Genomic DNA, 21,483 nt, shown 5'->3' with positions numbered 1-21,483 from the left:
CCATGGCGATCGACAACGGCCACGCCGACTGGACCGGCACCCCATGGCACACCAGGGACATCCCGTCCATGTGGGCCACCGTCGCCCACCACACCCCCGACGCCTACGCCACCCACCTCGCCGGCTGGCGCCGCACCACAGAGCTGCTGTCCACACACGTCGCCCGCATGCGCACCTACCGCGACAACCTCGCCATCGCCTGGCCCCCCACCCGCAGCCCCGCCGCCGCCGTCTACCTGTCCCGCTTCGACACCGACATCGCCAACGCCCAGGCCACCCTCAACGCCAGCATCGCCAACTACACGGCCTACGCCGCCGCCATGCACATCCTCTCCGACGCCCAGACCGCCCTCCGCCCCCTGGCCGACGAATACGCCGCCAACACCGCCGCAGAATCCTCACGCCAGCAGATGGCCTCTGCCTCCAACAGCCGCGCCGCCGCCACCACTTTCCTGGCCACACAAGACACCGAAAAACGCCAGGCCGAACTAACCAGAATCGCGCGATCCATCATGTACCGCGCCAGCCAGGAACTCATCGAGGCCACCGCCGCCCTCCAAATCGCCCCGCCGTATCACGAAACAGGATCGTATTTCGCACCACGTGATATCGGAGTTAGTCCTCCCTCAATTCCCGAAATTAGCCCACTCAATATTCCACCATCATCAGGAGCAAGCGCCACACCACCTGGCATATCGAGAGAAATAATACTCTCCACGGACGCCTCAAAAACTTCTCTCGCAGGTGTCGCAGGACCCATCGACGATCTAGGCCGCGCCACAGAACCAAGCATTAGCGAAGGCCATAAATCAAATACAAAAGCTTCATGGCCAGCACTCGCTTCACCACAGATAATTGGCGCACCGCCAAGCGCCGGACAAAACAGCACCAACTCCACACCCAGAAGGAGCGCGGCCACCCCGGACGCTATTATCGGAATTCCACCTTCCAGTCAACCGGTATCGCAGGCTCAGACGATCCGCACATCGTCAGTCGAGCCCTCACCAGGTACCGCCGCCACCAACCCTGTGGCTTTCAATAACGGCGCCGTCCAGCGAGGACAGGCGACCGACAAGAATTTGCCACTGGATCTAGACACTCTATGGTCGACTGACGAGGGCGTGGCGCCAGTTGTAGACATCGATCAGACCAGCAGTCCGATAACCGCAGGTCCCGCCATCGGCATAGACAGATGAAGAATCAAGCGGCGATCTTCACCGCAGCCATCACGCTAATTTTGCCGACAGTGCAGGCTCCTCCACCTAGCGGAAAAGAAGCGCAATGGCACGTCGATTACATGCACGCCCACAACGCCCACAACATCTCCACCGGCAAAGGCATCACCGTCGCAGTTATCGACTCCGGCGTACAACCACACCCCGATATTGAACATGCAATTCTACCTGGAATATCTTTTCTTCCTGGCGATAACTCAAAAGGACAGCAAGATGACCAGGGACACGGCACCGCAATTGCTGGCTTAATCGCAGGAAAAGGAGGAACAGGGCACGTCCTAGGAATTGCGCCTAACTCGAAAATTCTGCCTATACGCATCCTGGACGCAAACGGGAGAGGTGACAGCAACACCACCGCTAAAGCGATCAGATGGGCGATAAGAAGTCGAGCAAAGATCGTAAATATATCAAGTGGCGGCGGTCCAAATTCTGAGGTACGGAAAGCGGTTGAGGAAGCGACGAAGGCTGGCCTTATAGTCGTGGCAAGCTCTGGAAACAAGCCAGCTCAGGATATAGTTGCTTTTCCGGCGTACATCAACGGCGTGGTCGCCGTCGGAGCCACCGACAAGGATGGCGTCATCGCAGATATATCAGCAAGCGGAGAGGGTTTGCTACTAACCGCCCCCGGCGTCGACCTACTGAGCACCTCGAAGGATCAAAGGTACGAAACCGGCACGGGGACCTCGGGAGCGGCGGCGATTGTGTCGGGGGTGGCGGCGTTGGTGTGGAGTCGGTATCCGGAGTTGTCGGCGGCTGAAGTGGTGCATCGGATGACAGCGACGGCGGTGGACAAAGGGGCGCCAGGACGGGATCCGGAATATGGGTTCGGGATCGTGGATCCGGTGGCGGCGCTGACCGCGGACGTCCCGCCGCTCGCGGCCTCTGGGGAACCGGCGCCCGGCGGCGAGAGCGCGCAGGCGACACCGGTGCCGACGCCGAACACGCCGGGACAGGTGGCGGTGATCCTGGTCGCGGTGATCGCGAGCCTGCTGGCGGTGGCGCTCGTGGTGGCGCTGATCGTCCTGCGGGGGCGTGCCCGGAGAAACGGGACCGGCGGCTGACCGATCTGCGGCGCGGCTGCGTCCGGGGTCGCGGCGATGCGACCCCGAACGAGCACCGCGGCCGTATGCGGGGCGGTCGAGCGGCGTTGCTCGACGGGACCTGAACCAGGCGCCCCGGCGGGAGGCCGTGGGTGGTGGCGGTTAAGCCCCTCCCGAGTCAAGCAATCTAGGGAAGGAATCTTGCGGGCCTGATTCCTCTCCGTTACAGGCGAGTTTAACTTTTGCCCGATTTATGCGTGACGCGCCCGGTTGGGGTGGGCAGACCCGGTTACCGGTAGCGTGGGGAGCCGTGCAGATCTCGAACCGGCCGCGTCTGATCCTGGGCTCGGCGAGCCCGGCCCGCCGTACCCTCCTGAAGTCCGCCGGGATCGACGTGGACGTGATCGTCAGTGGGGTCGACGAATCGGCGGTCGAGGCGGTCAGTGCGGACACGTTGTCCCAGGTCCTGGCGCGGATGAAGGCGGCGGCGGTGGCCGACCGGGTGCGGCAGACGGAGGCGGCGACGCTGCCGGGGACCGGGCCGGCGACGCTGGTGCTGGGCTGCGACTCGGTGCTGGCCTTCGACGGGGAGATCCTGGGCAAGCCGGCGGACGCGGAGGACGCGGTGCGCCGCTGGCAGGCGATGCGCGGCCGGAGCGGGACGCTGCACACCGGTCACAGCCTGGTCGACGTGACCAGCAACCGGGTGGCCGAAGGTGTCGCGGCGACGGTCGTGCACTTCGCGGACCTGTCCGACGAAGAGATCAAGACCTACGTGGGTACGGGTGAGCCGCTGCACGTCGCCGGTTCGTTCACGATCGACGGGCTGGGTGGCGCGTTCGTGGAGCGGATCGAGGGTGACCACGGAACCGTGGTCGGGTTGTCGTTGCCGCTGCTGCGCCGGCTGGTCGCGGAACTCGGTCATTCCATCACGGACTTCTGGACCACTGCCTGACGCAATAGCGTGAGCGGCATGGATTTCAAGACGCTGCCGCCGCTGACTCTCCGGGCCCGCTCTTGCTCTGCTTACTGGGCACAACATTGAGCCACGTACGCGCGCCGATGCTCGTTACGGCCGAGGTAAGCAGAGCAAGGCGCAGCCGGACGTGAGACGCGCGGAACGTGGGCAGGCAGCGCAGGATCGACCGGATCCGCAACCCGAGCCGACGTAGGTAAGCAGAGCAAAGGCCGGCCGGAACTCGACCCGCGCCCGCGCGTGTAAGCAGAGCAAAGCGGCCGAGAGGCGCCGCACCCACGCGGATGACGCAGCGACCGGATCTTGACCTCACGCGGTAAGCAGAGCAAAGCGGCCACGCCGGAGCCGGTGGCGCCGGTGCGGAAGCGGTCAGGCGGGACGTGCGGTCAGGGAGCGGCTGAGGCGGAGCGTGATCAGTGCGGCCGTGATGATGAAGACGGGCAGCAGAAGGAACGCCGGATGCGGGCCGATGTGGTCGGAGAGCGCGCCGAGGAGCAGCGGGGCCGCGCCGAAGCCGATCACGGCGGTGTAGTTGGCCCGGGCGGCGGCGAGGTCGGCCTGGCCGGGCGCGGTGGCCAGGGCGAGGGAGATGGTCAGCGGGTAGTGCATCGCATTGCCGAAGCCGAGCACGATCAGGCCGGTGGCGGCGAGCCATCCGATCGGTGGCGTCCAGAACAGGACGAAGCCGGCGGCGGAGACGCCGAGCGCGCCGAGGAGCAGCGGAACCGGCGGGACGCGCAGCGCGATCCGGCTGCCGGCGAGGCGCCCGGCGAACATTCCGCCGACGATCGCGGCGACGGTGGCGGAGGCACCGCCGGGCGACATGCCGGCATGGTCGCGGAGAACGTCGGCGGCCCACAGTGACAGGCATACCTCGATCGACCCGGTGACACAGAGCAGAAGCCAGGCCAGCCAGTACGGCCGGGGAAGCCGCCCGGACGAGACATGGTCACCGGTACCGACGTCACCTCCGGCGGCAGGCACGGCGGGTGCGGCAGGGGCGGCGGGCGTGGCGGAACGGCCGGGCCGGCCACGGTGGGCGGGCAGAGCCGGGGTGGGCCGGTGACGGCTTCGGCGTACCGCTGAGGTGGTGATGGTGATCGTGACCAGCAGGAGCAGTGCGCCGATGCCGGGGCGCCACGTGTCCCAGAGCCGCAGGCTGAGCCCGGTCAGCAGAGGTGCGAGTACGCCGAAGCCGACCGCGGCCGCGTTGGCCTCGGTGATGGCGGTGGGGGCGAGTGGGCCGTGGTGGGCGGTGAGGGTGCTGACGGCGCAGCTGACCACCGTCCAGCCGCAGGCGGAGGCCAGGGTGGCGGCGGTGAGGGTGACCGGCAGCGGGTGGAACGAGATGAGCAGGAGGGTGGCGGCGGTGACGCCGGCGAGCGCGCACCACATGGTGCGCGCCCGGCCGAGGTGACGGGACAGCGGTGGGTAGAGCGCGCCGCTGAGCAGGCCGCCGATAGCCAGCGCGGTGCTGTGCAGGCCGGCGACCGCGGCGGTGGTGCCCTGCTCGTCGCGGAGCAGCGGGACGATCGGGCCGAAGCCGTAGAGGAAGTAGCCCCAGAGTCCGAGCTGGACGTAGATCAGCCAGGTGGTCCGGTCGCGGTGGAAGGGCACCGGTCCACGGTAGGGGGTCAGCGGATGCTGCGGGCGAACATGCGGGCGGCCCAGGCCGTGGCGACCACGGCCAGGATGAGCGTGATGGTGAGTCCCTGCCAGACCGCGGGTGCGCCGGGGTCGCCGGCGAAGAGTGCACGGGTGCCGTCGACGGCCCAGGAGAACGGGTTCCAGTCGGCGACGCGTTGCAGCCAGACCGGTGCGAACGTGAGCGGCAGCAGGATGCCGGAGAGCAGCAGCAGTGGCTGGGACACCGTGTTCATCACCGGGGCCAGCGCGTCCTCGCTCTTCAGCAGCAGCGCCACGCCGTAGGAGAGCGCGGACGTCATCAGCGCGATCAGCGCGAGCATCAGGTAGGCCAGCAGTAGGTCGCCGATGGCCACGCGGAGACCGAACGGCATCGCCAGCAGCGTGATGATCACGGCTTGGACCAGCAGGCTCACCACGTCCTGCAAGGATCGGCCGAGCAGCAGCGCGGTGCGGCTGACCGGCGTGACCCGGGACCGCTCGATCACACCGGCGCGCAGCTCGGAGATGAGGCCGAAGCCCTGGAAGAGGCCGCCGAAGATGGCCAGCATGACCAGCAGGCCGGGCACGAACGTGCGGTAGACCTCGGCGTCGCTGATCGTGCCACCGGCCGACAGCGCGGGCTTCAACAGCGGCGCGAACAGCAGCAGGAACATGAGTGGCTGGAACAGGTTGATGAAGATCCAGACCGGCTGGCGCAGCAGCAGGCGCAGCTGGTTCTGGAAGACGAGCCAGATGTCCCGGAGGAAGGTCATGGGTCAGCTCTCCCGCAGCGATCGGCCGGTCTTCTCCAGGAACACGTCGTCGAGGCTGGGCCGGTGCAGCTCGATCGTGCCGAGCGCGATGCCGGCGCCGTCCAGCGTGCGCATGATCTGCGGGATGGCGGTGCCGCCCGCGTCGACATAGAGGCGCAGGCCGGCCGGGGTCTGCTCGAGACTCGTCACGTACGGCGCGTCGTCCAGCAGCTTTGCCGCCGCGGCGGTGGAACCGTCGACCCCGACCGTGACCACGTCACCGGCGATCTCGCGCTTGAGCTCGGCGGGCGTGCCCTCGGCGACCAGCGTGCCGTGGTCCATGATGGAGATCCGGTCGCAGAGCGCGTCGGCCTCGTCCAGGTAGTGCGTGGTGACGAAGACGGTCATGCCCTGCTCGCGGAGCCGGCGGATCTCGTCCCACATGTGCACGCGGCTCTGCGGGTCGAGCCCGGTGGTCGGCTCGTCCAGGAACACCACCTGGGGCTGGTGGATGACGCCGAGCGCGATGTCGACGCGGCGGCGCTGGCCGCCCGAATACGTCCCGCACGGCCGGTCGGCGAACTCGGTGAGCTGGAACGCGGCCACCGCGGCGTCCGCGCGGCGCCGGGACTCGGCCTTGGTCACGCCGTAGAACCGGGACTGCAGCACCAGCTCCTGGCGCGCGATGCTGCCGTCGAGCGTGCTGCCGCCCTGCGCCACGTAACCGATCCGGCGGCGGACCTCGCCCGGCGCGCGGCGCAGGTCGGCACCGGCGATCGTGGCGGCGCCACCGTCCGGCTCGATGAGCGTGGCGAGCATGCGCAGCGTGGTGGTCTTGCCGGCCCCGTTCGGCCCCAGGAATCCGTAGATCTCGCCGGCCTGCACGTAGAGGTCGACGCCGCGCACGGCGTCGACCGTCCCGCGGCGGGTGCGGAACGACTTCCGCAACCCCTTGGTCTCAATCATTTCCCCGCTCAACTCCCCCGGTTCATCGACATGAGTGCACGCCCGACGGCCGCGCGCACAGGCTAACGCGATATAACGTGGGTAATCAAGCTTGATTATTACTCAACGTCGGCGGCGAACCCGGCCCACCCCTCCGGCCAGGGCGTGGTCGCCGGCAGGTACGACTCGCCGCTCTCGACCAGCCCGGCGACCCGCTCGCACCACGCGATCTCGCCCTCGGCGCGGGCCATCTGCAGCTGCCACATCCAGGCCACGTGCGGCGGCTTGCCGGATGTCGCGCTCATCCAGCCGGATTCCATCGCGGCCCGGAGACTCTCGTTGTTCGCCCGCAGCAGCCGGGCGCGGTTGCGCAGCGCGGCCGCCGCCTCCTCCCGCGGCAGCGCCGGGAGCAGCGAAAACGCGGCGAAGAACGGGTCGACCGCGCTCTCCAGGTTCCACCACGCGCCGCGCAGCAGGTTCTGGAACTCCTCCTCGCCCCTCGGCGTCAGCTCGTACGTGGTGCGGGCCGGCCGCGCACCGACCTGCTCGGTCGCGACCTCGCGGAGCATCCCGTCCTCGGTGAGCTTGCGGAGCGCGTGGTAGATCGAGCCGGGCTGCACGTTCGCCCATCGGTCGGCGTTCCAGCTGAGCAGTTCACGGCGTACGTCGTAGCCGTGCACCGGCTGGGTCCAGCGCACGAGACCGAGGATCATGAGGCGGGTGGTAGACACGCCATGAAGCGTAATAAACAAGTTTGACTAGTTGACCGGCCACTAAACTTCCGATCAGTAACTTATCGCCGGGATCTGCAGGAGCGTGCCGTGCGCAAAGTGCTCATCGCCAACCGCGGCGAGATCGCCGTCCGGGTCGTCCGCGCCTGCCGGGACGCGGGGCTGGCCAGCGTGGCGGTCTACGCGGACTCCGATCGGGACGCGCCGCACGCGCGGCTGGCGGACGAGGCCTACGCGCTGGGCGGGGACACGCCGGCCGAGACGTACCTGCACATCGGCAAGCTGCTGGAGCGTGCCGCGCAGGCCGGCGCGGACGCCGTACACCCCGGTTATGGCTTTCTCTCCGAGAACGCGGAGTTCGCGCAGGCCGTGCTGGACGCGGGCCTGACCTGGATCGGCCCGGCGCCGGCGGCGATCCGCGATCTGGGTGACAAGGTGACCGCGCGGCACATCGCGCAGCGCGCCGGTGCGCCGCTGGTGCCCGGCACGTCCGAGCCGGTCGCCGGACCGGACGAGGTGCTGGCGTTCGCGGACGAGCACGGGCTCCCGGTCGCGATCAAGGCCGCGTTCGGCGGTGGTGGCCGTGGGCTCAAGGTGGCGCGCACCCGCGAGGAGATCCCGGCCCTGTTCGAGTCCGCGACCCGCGAGGCGGTGGCCGCGTTCGGCCGCGGCGAGTGCTTCGTCGAGCGGTACCTGGACCAGCCGCGGCACGTCGAGGCGCAGGTGCTGGCGGACACGCACGGCGCCGTGATCGTGGTCGGCACCCGGGACTGCTCGCTGCAGCGCCGCCATCAGAAGCTGGTCGAGGAGGCGCCCGCGCCGTTCCTCACCGACGCGCAGCGCACGCAGATACACGAGTCGGCCAAGGCCATCTGCCGGGAGGCCGGCTACCACGGCGCCGGCACCGTCGAATACCTGGTCGGCCGGGACGGCACCGTCTCGTTCCTGGAGGTCAACACGCGGCTGCAGGTCGAGCACCCGGTCACCGAGGAGACGTCCGGCATCGACCTGGTCCGGGAGCAGTTCCGGATCGCGGCGGGAGAGAAGCTGCGGTTCGACGCCGACCCGGTGCCGCGCGGGCACGCGATCGAGTTCCGGATCAACGGCGAGGACCCCGGCCGCGGTTTCCTGCCCGCGCCCGGCACGGTCACGTCGCTCACGCTGCCGGCCGGTCCCGGCGTCCGCGTCGACGCGGGCATCGAGAGCGGCAGCGTGATCGGCGGCGCGTTCGACTCGCTGCTCGCCAAGGTGATCATCGTCGGCGAGACGCGCACCGAGGCGCTGGAACGGGCCCGCCGCGCGCTCGACGAGATGACCGTCGACGGCATGGCCACCGCGCTGCCGTTCCACCGCCTGATCGTCCGGGACCCGGCGTTCACCACCGAGCCGTTCACCGTGCACACCCGCTGGATCGAGACCGAGTGGGCCGGCGGCGTCGCACCGTTCACCGCCGGCGCACCCACCGCCCCGGACACCGCCGCGCGCGAGACGCTGGTGGTCGAGGTCGGCGGCAAGCGCCTGGAGGTCAGCGTCCCGGCCGGCCTCGGCGGCATCGCCACGAACGCCGGCCGGTCCGCCCCTCGCCGCGGCGCCACCCGGAGCACCGCCACCGCGGCCGGCGGCGACGCGCTCACCTCCCCGATGCAGGGCACGATCGTCAAGCTCGCGGTCGCCGAGGGCGACACGGTCGCGGAGGGCGACCTGATCGTGGTGCTCGAGGCGATGAAGATGGAGCAGCCGCTCAACGCCCACCGGGCCGGCACGGTCACCGGGCTGACGGCCACGGTCGGCGGCACGGTCACCGCCGGCGCCCCGATCTGCTCCATCCGGGACTGAATTCATCCACCCGCCTCCGGCGTGGCCGGGTCACGGTGCTCCCGCGGGCCCCGGTCGTCGCTGGCGCTCCTCCCTGCCGGTTCCGCGGCGGGTCGCCGGAACCGCGATCACGGCGTGGTGTCGGTGTAGATCTCGACCTCGTAGACGAGGCGGACCGGGTCGCCGTTCGTGGTGCCGATGAAGACGGGGACGGCGGCGGGAGTGTAGCCCTTGCGCCAGACCTCGGCCTCGGCGGCGGCGCGGGACTCCGGGTGGGTCCGGCCCGCGCGGTGCAGGTCGATCACGCGGCGGGCGGTGGTGCGGTCGGTGTCGAGCTGGATCCGAAGCAGGGGCATCGGGCCCTCCTGAACGGCGTGTAGCCGATTCAATGACGCATGGCTACCGAGGGTCAACCGAATAATTTGTTTGGCACCTAACTATCAGGGAGCTAACGTGTGCCCGTGGACACCGACCGATTGCAGAACGCGCCGCTGGGCAGCCTGCTGGTGCTCGCCGCGCGGCTCGCGCAGCAGCAGTGGGGTGGTTATCTGGCCGCCCACCACAATCTGACGCCGGCCGGCGTCGCCGTGCTGACCACGCTGGGCATGCACGGTGGCGACCTCAGCCACAGCCGGGTGGCACAGGCCTGCTTCTTCAAGCCGGCCACGCTCACCGGCATCGTCGACACGTTGGAGAAGTCCGGGCACGTGCAGCGCCGGCCGGATCCGAACGACCGGCGGGCCGTCCGGCTCACCATCACCGAGGCGGGGCGGCTGGCGCTGGTCAAGGTCCGCGAGGTCCGCGAGTTCCACGCGCCGATGACCTCGGTCGACACCGATCCGGCGAAGGCCGCGATCATCCGCGAGTTCCTGATGGAACTCATCTCCACCTTGGAGGGCCCTGATGACCACACCCGCGGTTGAGGTGAAAGACCTCGTCAAGCGGTATCCGAAGGCACCGGTCAACGCGGTCGACGGGATCAGCTTCGACGTGGCGCCCGGCGAGATCTTCGGCCTGCTCGGGCCGAACGGCGCCGGGAAGTCGACCACGATCGGCGTGCTGACCACGCGCGTGAAGGCGACCAGCGGCAGCGCCAGCGTGGCCGGCCAGGACGTGATCCGGGACGGTGTCCGGGCACGCAGCGCGTTCGCGGTGGTGCCGCAGCGCAGCAACCTGGACCGGTCGCTCACCCCCCGGCAGAACCTGACGTTCCACGCCGCCTACCACGGATTCTCCCGGGCGTACCGGAACGCCCGCGCGGACGAACTGCTGGAGCAGTTCGGGCTGACCGCGCAGGCGAACAAGAAGCTCGACTTCTACTCCGGCGGCATGGCACAGCGCCTGATGATCGCACGGTCGATGATGCACGAGCCGGCCGTGCTGTTCCTGGACGAGCCGACCACCGGGCTGGACCCGCAGTCGCGGATCTTCCTGTGGGAGCGGGTCCGGGAGATGCGCGACCGCGGCGTGACCGTGGTGCTGACCACGCACGACATGGACGAGGCCGCGGAGATGTCGGACCGGGTCGGCATCGTCGACCACGGCAAGCTGCTCGCGCTGGACACGCCGGAGGCACTCACCCGCCGGCTGACCGGGCAGGCGGTGCTGGAGCTGACCGTGACACCGGCGCCCGGCGACGACCCGGAGAAGCTGATCGCCACGCTCGCCGAGATCGACGGCGTGGCCCGCGGCGAGCAGGTCAGCGGCGGCGGTGCGACCCCGGCGCCGCCCGCGATGGCCACCATGATCGCGGCGCGCGGCGGCGGTGGCGGCCTGCCGCCGGGCCCGGCCGCGCCACGGGACGGCGACCCGATCACCGTGCGGCTCTACCTGGACCGGGAGCCGGCCGGCCTGCTCGGCCCGGTCGTCTCGGTGCTCGACGCGCGCGCGGCCACGCTGGCGAACGTGCAGATCGGCGAGCCGAGCCTGGAGGACGTCTTCATCGACCTGACCGGAAGGGGTCTGCGATGACCACGCTGACCGAGACCACGCCCGCGGCCCCGCCACGGCCGTCCGCGCTGAGCGCGTTCACCGCGATCCTCTGGCGGGACGTCTTCGTCACCGGCAAGGAGCTGTGGGTCTTCCTGGCACAGACCGCGTTGCAGCCGCTGTTCATGCTGTTCGTCTTCGCGAAGGTGCTCAACGCCGGTGGGTACGTGTCGGAGGAGTACTCGCTGCTGCTGCTGCCCGGCATCGTGGCGCTGACCGCGTTCCTGACCGCGCTGCAGACCGTGTCGTTTCCGTTGATCATGGAGTTCTCGTTCACCATGGAGATCGAGGACCGGCTGCTCGCACCGCTGCCCACCTGGGCGGTCGCGGTGGAGAAGATCGCGCTCGCGATGCTCCGGTCGGCCGCGTCCGTGGTGCTCATGTACCCGATCGGCTTCCTCGTGCTGGGCGACGTGCCCTGGCACTCCCCCGGCGTACCGCTGATGGTCGTCGCTCTGCTCCTGGGTGGCTGGGTCGGTGCGGCGATCGGGCTCACGCTGGGCACGATGGTGCCGCCGTCGAAGATCAGCATCGTGTTCGCGCTGATCATGACGCCGCTGATGTTCACCGGCGCCACCCAGTACCCGTGGAAGTCGCTGGACTCGATGGCCTGGTTCCAGGTGGTCACGCTGTTCAACCCGCTGACCTACCTGTCCGAAGCGGTCCGGGCCGCGTCGATGCCGCACGTGCCGCACATCGCCCCGTGGATCTCGCTGCTCGCGCTCGCCGGCTTCGGCATCGCGTTCACGGCCACCGGCCTGCGCGGCTTCCGCCGCCGCGCCGTCACGTGAACCGGTGATCGAGGCGTCCGCCACGCCGTCAGCACGACGTGACGGACGCCTCGGTCCGCACCCGACGGAGCGTCACCCCTCGGCGTGCGGGTCGGCCTCCTCGCGCAGCCGGCGCAGCGCCGCCTCGGCCGGCATCGCAGCCAGGCCGCGCTCGTTGCGCGGGCGCAGCGACACCTCACCGGCCGCCGCCTCGGCCGGCCCGATGATCGCCGCGTACGGCACCCGCTGCTGCGCGGACCGCCGTACCCGGGACGACACCGAGCCGTCCGCCACCACCTCCGCGCGCAGCCCGGCGTACACCGCCGCACGGCAGAACTCGTGCGCCGCCTCCTCCTGCGCGGCCGAGACCGGCAGCACCTGGAGCTGGCGCGGCGCGTACCACAGCGGGAACGCGCCGTCGTGCACCTCGATGAGGTACGCGAACAGCCGCTCCATGCTCCCGGCCAGACTGCGGTGGATCATGACCGGTACCTGCCGCGCACCGGCCGCGTCCACGTAGGACAGGCCGAACCGGGCCGGCTGGTGGAAGTCCAGCTGGACGGTGGAGAGGGTCATCTCCCGGCCGCCCGCGTCCACCACCTGGATGTCGATCTTCGGCCCGTAGAACGCGGCCTCGCCCGGCTCCTCGGCGAACGCGCGGCCCGACTCGCGCAGCACGTCCCGCAGGATCGCCTCGGCCCGGTCCCACATCGCGCCGTCGCCGGCGTACTTCGGCCCGTCGCCGCGCAGCGACAGCCGGAAACCGGCCGGTTTCACGCCGAGCGCCGCGTGCACCTTGCCGATCATGCGGAGCACCAGGCCGATCTCGTCCGCGACCCGCGACAGCGGCGCGAACACGTGCGCGTCGTTGAGCCACATGCCGCGCACCCGGCTCAGTCCGCCGAGCACGCCGGACCGCTCCGCCCGGTACATGCCGCCCAGCTCCGCGATCCGCAGCGGCAGCTCCCGGTAGGACCGGCCGCGGGACCGGTAGACCAGCGCGTGGTGCGGGCACGCGGACGGTCTCAGCACGAACTCGTCGTCCTCGGAGAGCGCCATCACCGGGAACATGTCGTCCGCGTAGTGCGGCAGGTGCCCGCTGGTCAGGTACAGCTCCTTCTTGCCCAGCGGCGGCGAGTTGACGTGCTGGTACCCGGCGCGGCGCTCCTCCTCGCGCAGGTACTCCTCCACGGCGTGCCGGGCGGCCGCGCCGTCCGGCAGCCAGAGCGGCAGGCCGGAACCGGCCAGCGGGTCGGTCGCGAACAACTCGAGTTCCCGGCCCAGCCTGCGGTGGTCGATCATGACAAGACTCCTTCGGGGGTACGGCCGCCGGGCCGCACGCACCGAGGAGGAGACGACGAAGCCCCGGAGCGTGTGCCCCGGGGCCTGCGTGTGTCGGACTGCGTCAGCGCAGCGACGGTCGCCGCCGGGGAGAACCCGGCGTCGTCGTCAGCTGGCGGTATCGCATGGCGTCCACCGTACCCGTGAAGGGGTTGTCCGCCATAGTGAATTCCGGCGGCGGTCCGCTGAGCGGGCCGCCGGCACGGGACCTGCCGGCGGCCCCGGCACCGCGCGTCACCGGCCTGCATCGCGAACGACCGGTGGGGTGGGTGCCGACGCCCGACATCGAGAACGGGGGACCCGATGTCGTGGGCCCCTCTACGGTACGCGCCACGCGGCTCGCCGGGCGCCAAATATGGACGTTTCGCCCCGGTGAGTCACGGCATAGATCGACTACTCAAGATCGTGCAGCATGAGCTGGCGCGCGGCCTCCGCGACCGATCCGGACAGCGACGGGTAGATCGTGATGGTCTGGGCCAGCTGGTCCACGGTCAGGTTGTTCTCCACCGCGAGCGCGATCTGCTGGATCAGCTCGCTGGCCTTCGGCGCCACCACCACGCCGCCGATGATGTGCCCGCTCGGCCGGCAGAACATCTTCACGAAGCCGTCGTGCAGATCGTCCATCTTCGCCCGGGCGTTGCCGTTCAGCGGCAGCATCACCTGGCGCGCGGTAACCCGGCCGGAGTCCACCTCGTCCTGGGAGACGCCGACCGTGGCCAGCTCCGGGTCGGTGAACACGTTCGCCGCGACCGTGCGCAGGCGCAGCGGGCGGACCGCGTCGCCGAGCGCGTGCCACATCGCGATCCGGCCCTGCATCGCGGCCACGCTGGCCAGCGGCAGCACGCCGGTGCAGTCGCCGGCCGCGTAGATGCCGGGCACGTTCGTACGCGAGGTGCGGTCGACCGTGACGTAGCCGCCGCGGGCCACCTCCACGCCGTACTCCTCGAGGCCCAGCTCCTGGGTGTTCGGGATGGAGCCGACCGCCATCAGCGCGTGCGAGCCGAACACCTCGCGGCCGTCCTCCAGCGTCACCTTGACGCCGTCGCCGCCCCGGATGACCGACGCGGCGCGCGAGTTGTTCAGGATGTTCATGCCGCGGGACCGGAAGACGCGCTCGATCGCCATGGCGGCGTCCGCGTCCTCGTGCGGCATCACCCGGTCCCGGCTGGAGACCAACGTCACGTCAATTCCCATCGCCAGGTAGGCGCTGGCGAACTCGGCACCGGTCACGCCGGACCCGATCACGATCAGGTGGTCCGGCAGTTCCGGCAGGTCGTAGATCTCCCGCCAGGTCAGGATGCGCTCGCCGTCCGGCATCGCGGACGGGAGCTGGCGCGGCGTGGCCCCGGTCGCGATCAAAACCGTACGGGCATCAATTGAATACTCAGCGTAACCATTGTCCGGCGTCACCAGCACGCGGTGAGTGTGACCCAGCGTGTCGTCGCCCAGCCGCGCGCGGCCGGACACCATGCTCACGCCCGCCTTGATCAGCTTGTCGTGGATGTCCGACGACTGCGCCAGCGCCAGCCGCTTCACCCGGGCGTGCACCGCGGGCGCGTCCACGGTCACCGCCTCCAGGCCGTCGGAGTCGATGCCGAACTGCTCCGTGTCGCGGAACGCGGTCACCACACCCGAGCTGGCGATGAACGTCTTCGACGGCACACAGTCGAACAGCACGCAGGCACCGCCCGCGCCGTCCTGCTCGACCACCGTCACCTCGGCCCCCAGCTGCGCGGCGACCAGCGCCGCCTCATATCCGGCCGGACCGCCACCGATGATGACGATTCCACCAGCCACCGCACTGCTCATGTCCCGTTCCTCCCGACCACGATCTGGTTTTTCCCCGTAAACCAGATACGACACGCACGGTCATATTCTCCCCCAACCCTCCGCCGGGCTATCGTCATCGCCGTGCGTCATTACGCCGCGTATGGCTCAAACCTCGACCCAGCCCGCATGCATGCTTACGCTCCGCACTCGCCCATGATCGGGGTCGGGTGGCTGGAGGGGTGGCGGCTGACCTTCGCCGGGGAGGACGTCCTCGGCTGGGAGGGCGCCGTCACCACGGTGGTGGAGTCGCCGGGCGACCGCGTGTTCGTGGCCCTCTACGACGTCGACGAGTTCGACGCCGCCCAGCTCGACGAGGTCGAGGGGGTGAACTCCGGCACGTACCGGAAGCTGACCGTGCGGGTCGCCACGCTCGAGGGCGAGGTCACCGCATGGGTCTACGTGCTCAACGGGTACGAGGGCGGCCTGCCCACCTCGTGGTACCTCACCGAGATCGCCAACGCGGCCCAGGCGGCCGGTGCGCCCGACGACTACGTGGCCGAGCTGCGCGCCCGCCCGACCCGCACCGCGAAGCCGGACTAGCGCGTCACTCGTCGGGCCAGACGATCGCGGAGGCGGACTCCAGCAGGCCGAGCAGTTCGGCGCGCTCGGCCAGCGAGAGCACCTCGTACGCCTGGCCCGCTATCCGGTCGGTGACCGCGTCCGCCCAGAGCCGCCGCCGGATCAGCGGCGGCACCTTCGGGTAGGGCGGCTGCCAGCCGTACGCCACCGCGCCCGCCTCGCCCTCCGGCCCGGAGATCACCGCCTCCAGCGGGCTCAGGCCGCTCACCCGGGCGGCGATCAGGTGTGCGCCGGTGCGGTGCTCGCGCAGCAGGTGCAGCAGGATCGCGGCCTGGCCACCGGCCCGCTGGTCCGGCACCGGCATCGCCCGCCACGCGGCGAACAGCGGCAGCCCGGCCGGGTCCGCGGCCAGCACCACCCGCCGGCACAGCTCGATCAGCCGGGCCAGCCGGGGGAACGTCGACAGCCGCTCCACGCCCCAGCGCGCGCACTCGGCCAGGTGCTCGGCCGCTATCTTCGACGGCGGCAGCACGGTCGCGGCCGCGTCCCAGCCGTCCGAGACCGCGTCCGGCGCTATGAAGCCCAGCGCGGCGGCCACCGTGTCCGCCCGCACGTCGCCGAGCGCGCCGCCGCGCGCGGCCACGTAGTACGCCCACCCGGAGAGCCCGAGCCGCCGCGCGCGCTGCAGCGTCAGCGGATCCTCCGCGAACGCCCCGCCGAGACGCAGTATGTGCGCCTTCGCGGCGGCCGCCGCCTGGTCGGGGGTCACGCGCCCGATTCTGCCTTGGCCGGACCGCCGCGGTCAGTCCTGCCCCGGCGTGCCGCAGCTTTCCGCCGGCCGCCGTCGGCGAACGGCGCCGCAGGTTCGACGAACGGTTCGGTGGCGCTGCCCGCGGACGCCTCCAGCGCGGCTGCGGCGTCCCCGTGGCGGCGCCGGGCCGCGCTGGCGGCCCGCTCCGCGGTCTTGCGCGCCATCTTCCGGCGGCTCACCTCGTGGTCGGCCTCGTTCCGCTCGGCCTGCAACGCGGCGATCCGCTCGGAGAGGTCCGAGACCGCGGCGACCGCGGACCGCTCGGCATCCTCGGCGGCCGCGAGGTCCGACTCGGCCCGTTCCCGGTCGCGCAGCGCATCCCGCTCGGCCCGCTCCAGCGCACGCCGCGCGTCCGCCTCGGCCGTCCGGGCCGCCTCCGCCTTCCGGGCCCCCGCCCGCCGCGCCGTGCCGTCCCCGGCGGCACGGCGGTCGGCGGCGTGGGTCTCCACGCCGGCAGCGCGGTTCCCGGCGGCGCCGGGCTCAGCGGCGTCGGCCCCCAGGCCGGCACCGGGCTGCTGACCGGCAGCGCGACGCCCAGCGGTGCGGCGCCCGGCGATGCGATGCCCGGCGGCGCCGGGATCGGCCTCGCCATGTGGCCCGGTATCGTCCCCGGGTCCGGCGTCGTCCTCGGGCCCGGTGCCCTCCTGTCCGGAGCGGCGCCCGGCCGCCGTGCGGGAGCCTCGCCCGCGGGCCGCAGGGCGCTCCGCGTCCTCGTCCGCCGCCGGGCCGGCGTCCTCCGTGATCAGACGCAGGCGGGGGCGGGGGACCTCGCCGAAGCCCGCGTAGGAGACCGGCCGCAGCAGCCGCCCGGACCGTACCGACCCGGCGATCTCCTCATCGGACAGTGCCGCGTTCAGCGTGTCCTCCACCTCGTTCAGCGGCAGCTTCCCGGTCGGGACACCGGCCGCGCCGGCGAGCACGCGCGCCTCCGCGACCAGCGAGGCCACCACCCGCCGCCGCTGCGCGGAGAGTTCGCGCAGTTCGGCGCCGCGCAGCTCGCGCTGGGCGGTGCGCATCTCGCCGGCCAGCGCGGCCAGGTCGGCCAGCAGCTCTGGGCGGCGGATCGCCAGCAGGTTGACCAGCCAGGCCGCGATCACCGGTTTGCGCAGCGCCGCGATCTCCTTCGCACCGGCCGCGTCGCCCCGGGCGCGCGCCTCTGCCACGGCCTCGTCCCGGGCGGCCGTGAAACGCTCCGGCGGCTCGCCGTAGAGCCGCCGGAGCAGGTCCGCGCCGAGGCTCACGACACGGTCGTCCCGGGCTCGAGGCGCGCGTACTCGAAGTCCAGCAGCAGGTTCAGGTTCCGGTTGACCACGGTCAGGCCGATCTCGCTGAGCAGCGCCTCGTGCAGCGCGAACGCCCGCCGCGGGTTGACCTCGCGGCCGAAGTCGACGGCCTCGGCCATCCGCATCCACGGCCCGGAGATCGGCAGGAACAGCGTGTCCACCTCGGCGGCCGGGATCGCGAACGAGTCGCCCGGGTGGTAGACGTTCGTGCCGTCCGCCTCGACCAGCCAGGCCAGGTTCGGCACCCGCGGGATGTCGGGGTGGATGATCTGGTGCGCGCCGCCGTGCGCGCTCACCGCGAACCCGGCCACCTCGATCGACTCGCCCGGCTGCACCGTGGTGATCACGCCGGTCAGGTCGGTCAGCGCGGCCGCCACGCCCGGATGTGCGAAGACCGGCACGCCGCGCTCCTTGACCACGGCCGCGATCCGCTCCGGCTCCGCGTGGTCGATGTGCTCGTGGGTGATCAGGATCGCGTCCGCGCCGTCCAGCGCCGCGCGTTCGCTGAACGCGCCCGGGTCGATGACCAGCACCGCACCGTCGCGTTCCAGCCGGACGCAGGCATGGGTGAACTTCGTGATCCGCATCGACGCCTCCTTCTGGCCGTGGCCGTCCCGCAGCCGAAACGTGACGCTACCGAAGGTTCCCGCGCGGAACCTGTTCATCCGCCGGGTGCGTCTGACCGGTCACGCACGCGCCGCCGCGGCGCGGACTCACGAGGGGATGCGACAACCATGGCCACGGTACGACGACAACGCGCACTGGCCGTGTTCGGCGCCACCGGTCTGGCGCTCACGCTGGCTCTGGCCGGCTGCGGCTCGGACGGCTCGGACGAGGTCTCCAGCACCAGCGCCGGTGGTCCGCCGGCCGCCGCACCGGCGATGCCGCAGCAGGAGGGTGCCGCGCAGGACGCCGCGGGCGGCGCCACCGGTTCCGGCAGCGACACCGGGGAGGCCGCACCCGGCTCCGGCGGCGGCGCCCCGGTGATCAACCGGGAAGTGATCTACACCGGCTCGGTCACGGTCCGCGTCACGGACGTGGACGCGCGCGCCGAGGAGGCGATCCGGCTGGCCGAGGCCGCGGGCGGGTTCGTCGGCGCGGACGCCCGGTCCACCGACGTGAACTACGCGAACACACCGTTCGAGAAGGCCACGATCACGCTGCGGATCCCCCGGGACGGGTTCTACGACGTACTCGGCAAGATCTCCGCACTCGGCACGCAGGAGAGCCGCAAGATCGATGCGCAGGACGTGACCGAGGAGGTCGTCGATCTGGACTCGCGGATCGCCAGCCAGCGCGCGCAGGTGGAGAGCGCCCGGAAGCTGCTGGCCCAGGCCAAGTCGCTGAACGACCTGGTCTCGCTGGAGAACGAGCTGGCCCGGCGGCAGGCCGAGCTGGCCTCGCTGGAGGCGAAGCGGGACCGGCTCAAGGACCTGGCCGCGCTGTCCACGCTCACGGTCGAACTGGTGCAGGACACCGCGCCGCCACCGCCGGCCGAGGAGCCGGACGACCGCGGTTTCCTGATCGGCCTGAAGAACGGGTGGGACTCGTTCCTGACGTTCGGCGCGGTGGTGCTGACCGTGGTCGGCGTGCTGCTGCCCTGGGCGATCGGCGTCGGCATCCCGGTGCTGCTGCTGGTGCTGCTCTGGCGCCGCCTGCGCCGCCGCCGTCCCGCCGTCCCGGTGACCGCCGCACCGGCCGCCCCATCGGCCGCCGCTCCCTGAGACAGAACCGGCGAAGCCGCGCAGGGCAACGCTTCGCTTCCTTTATGGCGAAATTTCGGGCACGGAGTGCCCGACGGCACCCTCCCCGAAGCCGCCGCTCCCGGCAGTCACGGGCTGGAACATCACCGCCGTCGCCACGCGCGGAAAGCCGGCCGCCGCCAGGCGCGGCCAAGGAAGCCACCACCACGCGCGACAGCAGGCCGCCGCCAGGCGCGGTGAAGGAAGCCGCCAGGCGCGGTGAAGGAAGCCGCCAGGCGCGGTGAAGGAAGCCGCCAGGCGCGGTCGAGCAAGCCGCCGGGCTCGGTCGAGCGAACCGCCGAGCGCGGTCCAGCAAACCGCCAGGCACGGTCGAGCAAGCCGCCGTGAGTCGCGGTGGAGTTGGAGCGCCGGGCGTGGTGGAACCGTACCGCCGGCGGGTGCGATGGAACGGAGTGACGAACGGGGCGGCGCACCGGTCCGGTGCGCCGCCCCGTTCGTACCGTTGGATGATCTTCAGAAGGCGCCGCTGGCGAGCGCGGCCAGGGCCGTGTGCGTCATCACCCGGATGCCGTAGCCGATGGCACGTTCGTCCACGTCGAAGCCGGCCTGGTGGATGTCGCGGCGGACCTCGGAGCCGGGCGTGCTGGTGCCGAGGCGGATCATCGTGCCGGGGACCTGTTCCAGGTAGAACGCGAAGTCCTCGCCGCCCATGCTGATCTCGGCCTCGACCACGCGCTCCGGGCCGAGTGCGGCGCCGGCGGCGGCGGAGATCAGTGCGGACGTCATCCGGTCGTTGATCACCGGCGGTACGCCGCGCGTGTAGACCACGTCGGCCTCCGCGCCGGTCGCCGCGACCACGTCCTTCACCAGGCGGGTGACCAACTCGGGCGCCTCGCGCCAGGCTTCCCGGCTGAGGATCCGGATGGTGCCCTTGGCGTAGCCCTCGGCGGGAATCGCGTTGTAGGCATGCCCGGCGTTCACCGTGCCCCAGACCATCGAGACACCGGCCCGCGCGTCCATCCGCCGGTCCAGCAGCGCGGGCACGTCCACGATCACCCGGCCCAGCGCGTGCACCAGGTCGGTGGTCAGGTGCGGCCGGGCGGTGTGCCCACCGGCGCCGCGCAGCTTCACCTCGACGGTGTCCGCCGCGGCCGTGAACGGGCCGGAGCGCACGCCGACCAGACCGGCCGGGAGCTGCGGATAACAGTGCAGCGCGAAGATCGCGGCCACGTCCTTGAGCCCACCGGCCGCGATCACGTGCGGAGCGCCGGACGGAATCGCCTCCTCCGCGGGCTGGAACAGCAGCCGGACCCGGCCGGGCAGCTGCCCCTCCTGGTTCAGCTTGGCCAGCGCCAGCCCGAGCCCGAGCAGGATCGTGGTGTGCACGTCGTGACCGCAGGCGTGCATCACGCCGTCGACCGTGGATCGGTACGACACGTCCTTGGTGTCCTGGATGGGCAGCGCGTCGAGATCGGCCCGGAACGCGATCACCCGGTCGCCGGTGCCGATGTCACAGATCACGCCGTTGCCCTTGGGCAGGAACCGCGGCTTCAGGCCGGCGGCGGCGAGCTCGCGGGCGACCAGCGCCGCGGTCTCGAACTCGTGGTAGGACAGCTCCGGGTGCGCGTGGATGTGCCGGCGAACGGCTACCAGCTCGGCCCCTCGTGACGCAAGCCATCGGTCGAGTTGACCGGGCAGGGGGTCGGCCCCGGGTGGAGTATCGGGCCAGGACGACGTCAGCTCGCTGCTGGGCAGCGTCAACGCACTCGTCACGTCGAATTCTCGATCACTGTTGATGGGGATGGATGGTGACTCGGACAGCCTAGACCTCACATGGTGACGCTGCGCAACCTCGTTACGGTAGTGATCGGGTCGCGGTCCGTCACGAAAGCGCTGGTAAGGACGCTTGAGGGTCGGTGGGGCGCCGTCTGCGCCGTGGTCCCGCGCAGGCACTCGCCACCTCCCTTTCTACAACGCGTAACGGCGTCGCGGGACACGAGTGCACTTCGGGCGAGTCCCGTATACACCGGACAGCCAACGGTTGTTCTGATCAAAATTACCCCTGGTCAAGGGGCCGTTATCGCGGAATCGGCATGGTGGGCCGCTGAGTCCTTGGT

19 protein-coding genes and 1 pseudogene are annotated in these 21,483 nt (G+C 70.9%); 9 read left to right on the top strand and 11 right to left on the bottom strand.

The annotated features are described in order from the left end of the window. Nucleotides 1-2: 2 nt before the first annotated feature. The 3 genes from J2S42_RS25840 (at nt 3) to J2S42_RS25830 (ending at nt 3,230) form a co-directional block, all read left to right on the top strand. Nucleotides 3-1,196, top strand: a complete 1,194-nt coding sequence (locus J2S42_RS25840) for a hypothetical protein (RefSeq protein ID WP_307243091.1) — start codon at nt 3-5, stop codon at nt 1,194-1,196. Further along, nucleotides 1,193-2,296 carry a type VII secretion-associated serine protease mycosin gene (gene mycP / locus J2S42_RS25835; RefSeq protein WP_307243089.1) on the top strand — a complete coding sequence of 368 codons (1,104 nt, stop codon included), beginning with the start codon at nt 1,193-1,195 and terminating at the stop codon, nt 2,294-2,296. The genes J2S42_RS25840 and mycP overlap by 4 nt, the downstream gene beginning before the upstream one ends. Before the next feature lie 289 nt (nt 2,297-2,585). Further along, nucleotides 2,586-3,230 (top strand): Maf family protein, encoded by a 645-nt coding sequence (locus tag J2S42_RS25830; RefSeq protein ID WP_307243088.1) that lies wholly within the window; start codon nt 2,586-2,588, stop codon nt 3,228-3,230. A 390-nt stretch (nt 3,231-3,620) separates the two neighbouring features. Here J2S42_RS25830 and J2S42_RS25825 read toward each other — a convergent pair whose 3' ends face one another. From J2S42_RS25825 to J2S42_RS25810, 4 genes are all read right to left on the bottom strand, one after another. Then, nucleotides 3,621-4,868, bottom strand: coding sequence for an MFS transporter (locus J2S42_RS25825; RefSeq protein ID WP_307243087.1), 1,248 nt, complete (start codon nt 4,866-4,868; stop codon nt 3,621-3,623). Nucleotides 4,869-4,885: 17 nt separating this feature from the next. Further along, entirely contained in the window at nt 4,886-5,650 is a 765-nt protein-coding gene (locus J2S42_RS25820) for an ABC transporter permease (RefSeq protein ID WP_307243085.1), read from the bottom strand. A 3-nt stretch (nt 5,651-5,653) separates the two neighbouring features. Then, nucleotides 5,654-6,595, bottom strand: coding sequence for an ATP-binding cassette domain-containing protein (locus J2S42_RS25815; RefSeq protein WP_307243083.1), 942 nt, complete (start codon nt 6,593-6,595; stop codon nt 5,654-5,656). Nucleotides 6,596-6,693: 98 nt separating this feature from the next. Beyond that, nucleotides 6,694-7,305, bottom strand: coding sequence for a PadR family transcriptional regulator (locus tag J2S42_RS25810; protein WP_307243081.1), 612 nt, complete (start codon nt 7,303-7,305; stop codon nt 6,694-6,696). Between the two features lie 90 nt (nt 7,306-7,395). Here J2S42_RS25810 and J2S42_RS25805 point away from each other — a divergent pair, with 90 nt between their 5' ends. After that, nucleotides 7,396-9,141 carry an acetyl/propionyl/methylcrotonyl-CoA carboxylase subunit alpha gene (locus J2S42_RS25805; RefSeq protein WP_307243079.1) on the top strand — a complete coding sequence of 582 codons (1,746 nt, stop codon included), beginning with the start codon at nt 7,396-7,398 and terminating at the stop codon, nt 9,139-9,141. 107 nt (nt 9,142-9,248) lie between these two features. Here J2S42_RS25805 and J2S42_RS25800 read toward each other — a convergent pair whose 3' ends face one another. Further along, nucleotides 9,249-9,476 (bottom strand): hypothetical protein, encoded by a 228-nt coding sequence (locus tag J2S42_RS25800; protein ID WP_307243077.1) that lies wholly within the window; start codon nt 9,474-9,476, stop codon nt 9,249-9,251. Nucleotides 9,477-9,581: 105 nt separating this feature from the next. Here J2S42_RS25800 and J2S42_RS25795 point away from each other — a divergent pair, with 105 nt between their 5' ends. From J2S42_RS25795 to J2S42_RS25785, 3 genes are read left to right on the top strand one after another with little or no spacing between them, the layout of a single operon-like run. After that, a complete protein-coding gene (locus J2S42_RS25795) occupies nt 9,582-10,043 on the top strand; it encodes a MarR family winged helix-turn-helix transcriptional regulator (protein ID WP_307243075.1) in 462 nt (153 codons plus the stop codon). Beyond that, nucleotides 10,024-11,091 (top strand): ABC transporter ATP-binding protein, encoded by a 1,068-nt coding sequence (locus J2S42_RS25790; protein ID WP_307243073.1) that lies wholly within the window; start codon nt 10,024-10,026, stop codon nt 11,089-11,091. The genes J2S42_RS25795 and J2S42_RS25790 overlap by 20 nt, the downstream gene beginning before the upstream one ends. Further along, a complete protein-coding gene (locus J2S42_RS25785; protein ID WP_307243071.1) occupies nt 11,088-11,900 on the top strand; it encodes an ABC transporter permease in 813 nt (270 codons plus the stop codon). The genes J2S42_RS25790 and J2S42_RS25785 overlap by 4 nt, the downstream gene beginning before the upstream one ends. A gap of 72 nt (nt 11,901-11,972) precedes the next feature. Here J2S42_RS25785 and thrS read toward each other — a convergent pair whose 3' ends face one another. Next, entirely contained in the window at nt 11,973-13,181 is a 1,209-nt protein-coding gene (gene thrS, locus J2S42_RS25780) for a threonine--tRNA ligase (RefSeq protein WP_307243070.1), read from the bottom strand. A 432-nt stretch (nt 13,182-13,613) separates the two neighbouring features. Continuing rightward, on the bottom strand, nt 13,614-15,029 hold the full coding sequence (locus J2S42_RS25775; RefSeq protein WP_307243068.1) for an NAD(P)H-quinone dehydrogenase: 1,416 nt from the start codon (nt 15,027-15,029) through the stop codon (nt 13,614-13,616). A gap of 102 nt (nt 15,030-15,131) precedes the next feature. On the opposite strand from J2S42_RS25775, the gene J2S42_RS25770 reads away from it, so the two are divergent. Further along, nucleotides 15,132-15,590: a gamma-glutamylcyclotransferase family protein gene (locus J2S42_RS25770; RefSeq protein ID WP_306835167.1), complete on the top strand. Its 459-nt coding sequence runs from the start codon at nt 15,132-15,134 to the stop codon at nt 15,588-15,590. 4 nt (nt 15,591-15,594) lie between these two features. Here the strand turns inward: J2S42_RS25770 and J2S42_RS25765 are convergent, their stop codons facing one another. From J2S42_RS25765 to J2S42_RS25755, 3 genes and pseudogenes are all read right to left on the bottom strand, one after another. Next, complete coding sequence (locus tag J2S42_RS25765; protein ID WP_307243066.1) at nt 15,595-16,338, bottom strand: SCO6745 family protein; 744 nt, start codon at nt 16,336-16,338, stop codon at nt 15,595-15,597. A 704-nt stretch (nt 16,339-17,042) separates the two neighbouring features. Continuing rightward, nucleotides 17,043-17,621: pseudogene (locus tag J2S42_RS25760) on the bottom strand (hypothetical protein); the annotation flags it as partial. Continuing rightward, nucleotides 17,618-18,250: an MBL fold metallo-hydrolase gene (locus tag J2S42_RS25755; RefSeq protein WP_307243065.1), complete on the bottom strand. Its 633-nt coding sequence runs from the start codon at nt 18,248-18,250 to the stop codon at nt 17,618-17,620. The pseudogene J2S42_RS25760 and the gene J2S42_RS25755, both read right to left, overlap by 4 nt. 147 nt (nt 18,251-18,397) lie before the next feature. Here J2S42_RS25755 and J2S42_RS25750 point away from each other — a divergent pair, with 147 nt between their 5' ends. Continuing rightward, complete coding sequence (locus tag J2S42_RS25750) at nt 18,398-19,387, top strand: DUF4349 domain-containing protein (protein WP_307243064.1); 990 nt, start codon at nt 18,398-18,400, stop codon at nt 19,385-19,387. Between the two features lie 492 nt (nt 19,388-19,879). On the opposite strand, the gene J2S42_RS25745 is transcribed toward J2S42_RS25750, so the two are convergent. Further along, a complete protein-coding gene (locus J2S42_RS25745) occupies nt 19,880-21,319 on the bottom strand; it encodes an amidohydrolase (protein WP_370879255.1) in 1,440 nt (479 codons plus the stop codon). Nucleotides 21,320-21,483: the final 164 nt, after the last annotated feature.

It is taken from the genome of Catenuloplanes indicus (genome assembly GCF_030813715.1).
Taxonomy (GTDB): domain Bacteria; phylum Actinomycetota; class Actinomycetes; order Mycobacteriales; family Micromonosporaceae; genus Catenuloplanes; species Catenuloplanes indicus.
Note: the sequence above shows the minus strand (reverse complement) of the source record. Positions and strands in the feature narration are given on the sequence as shown.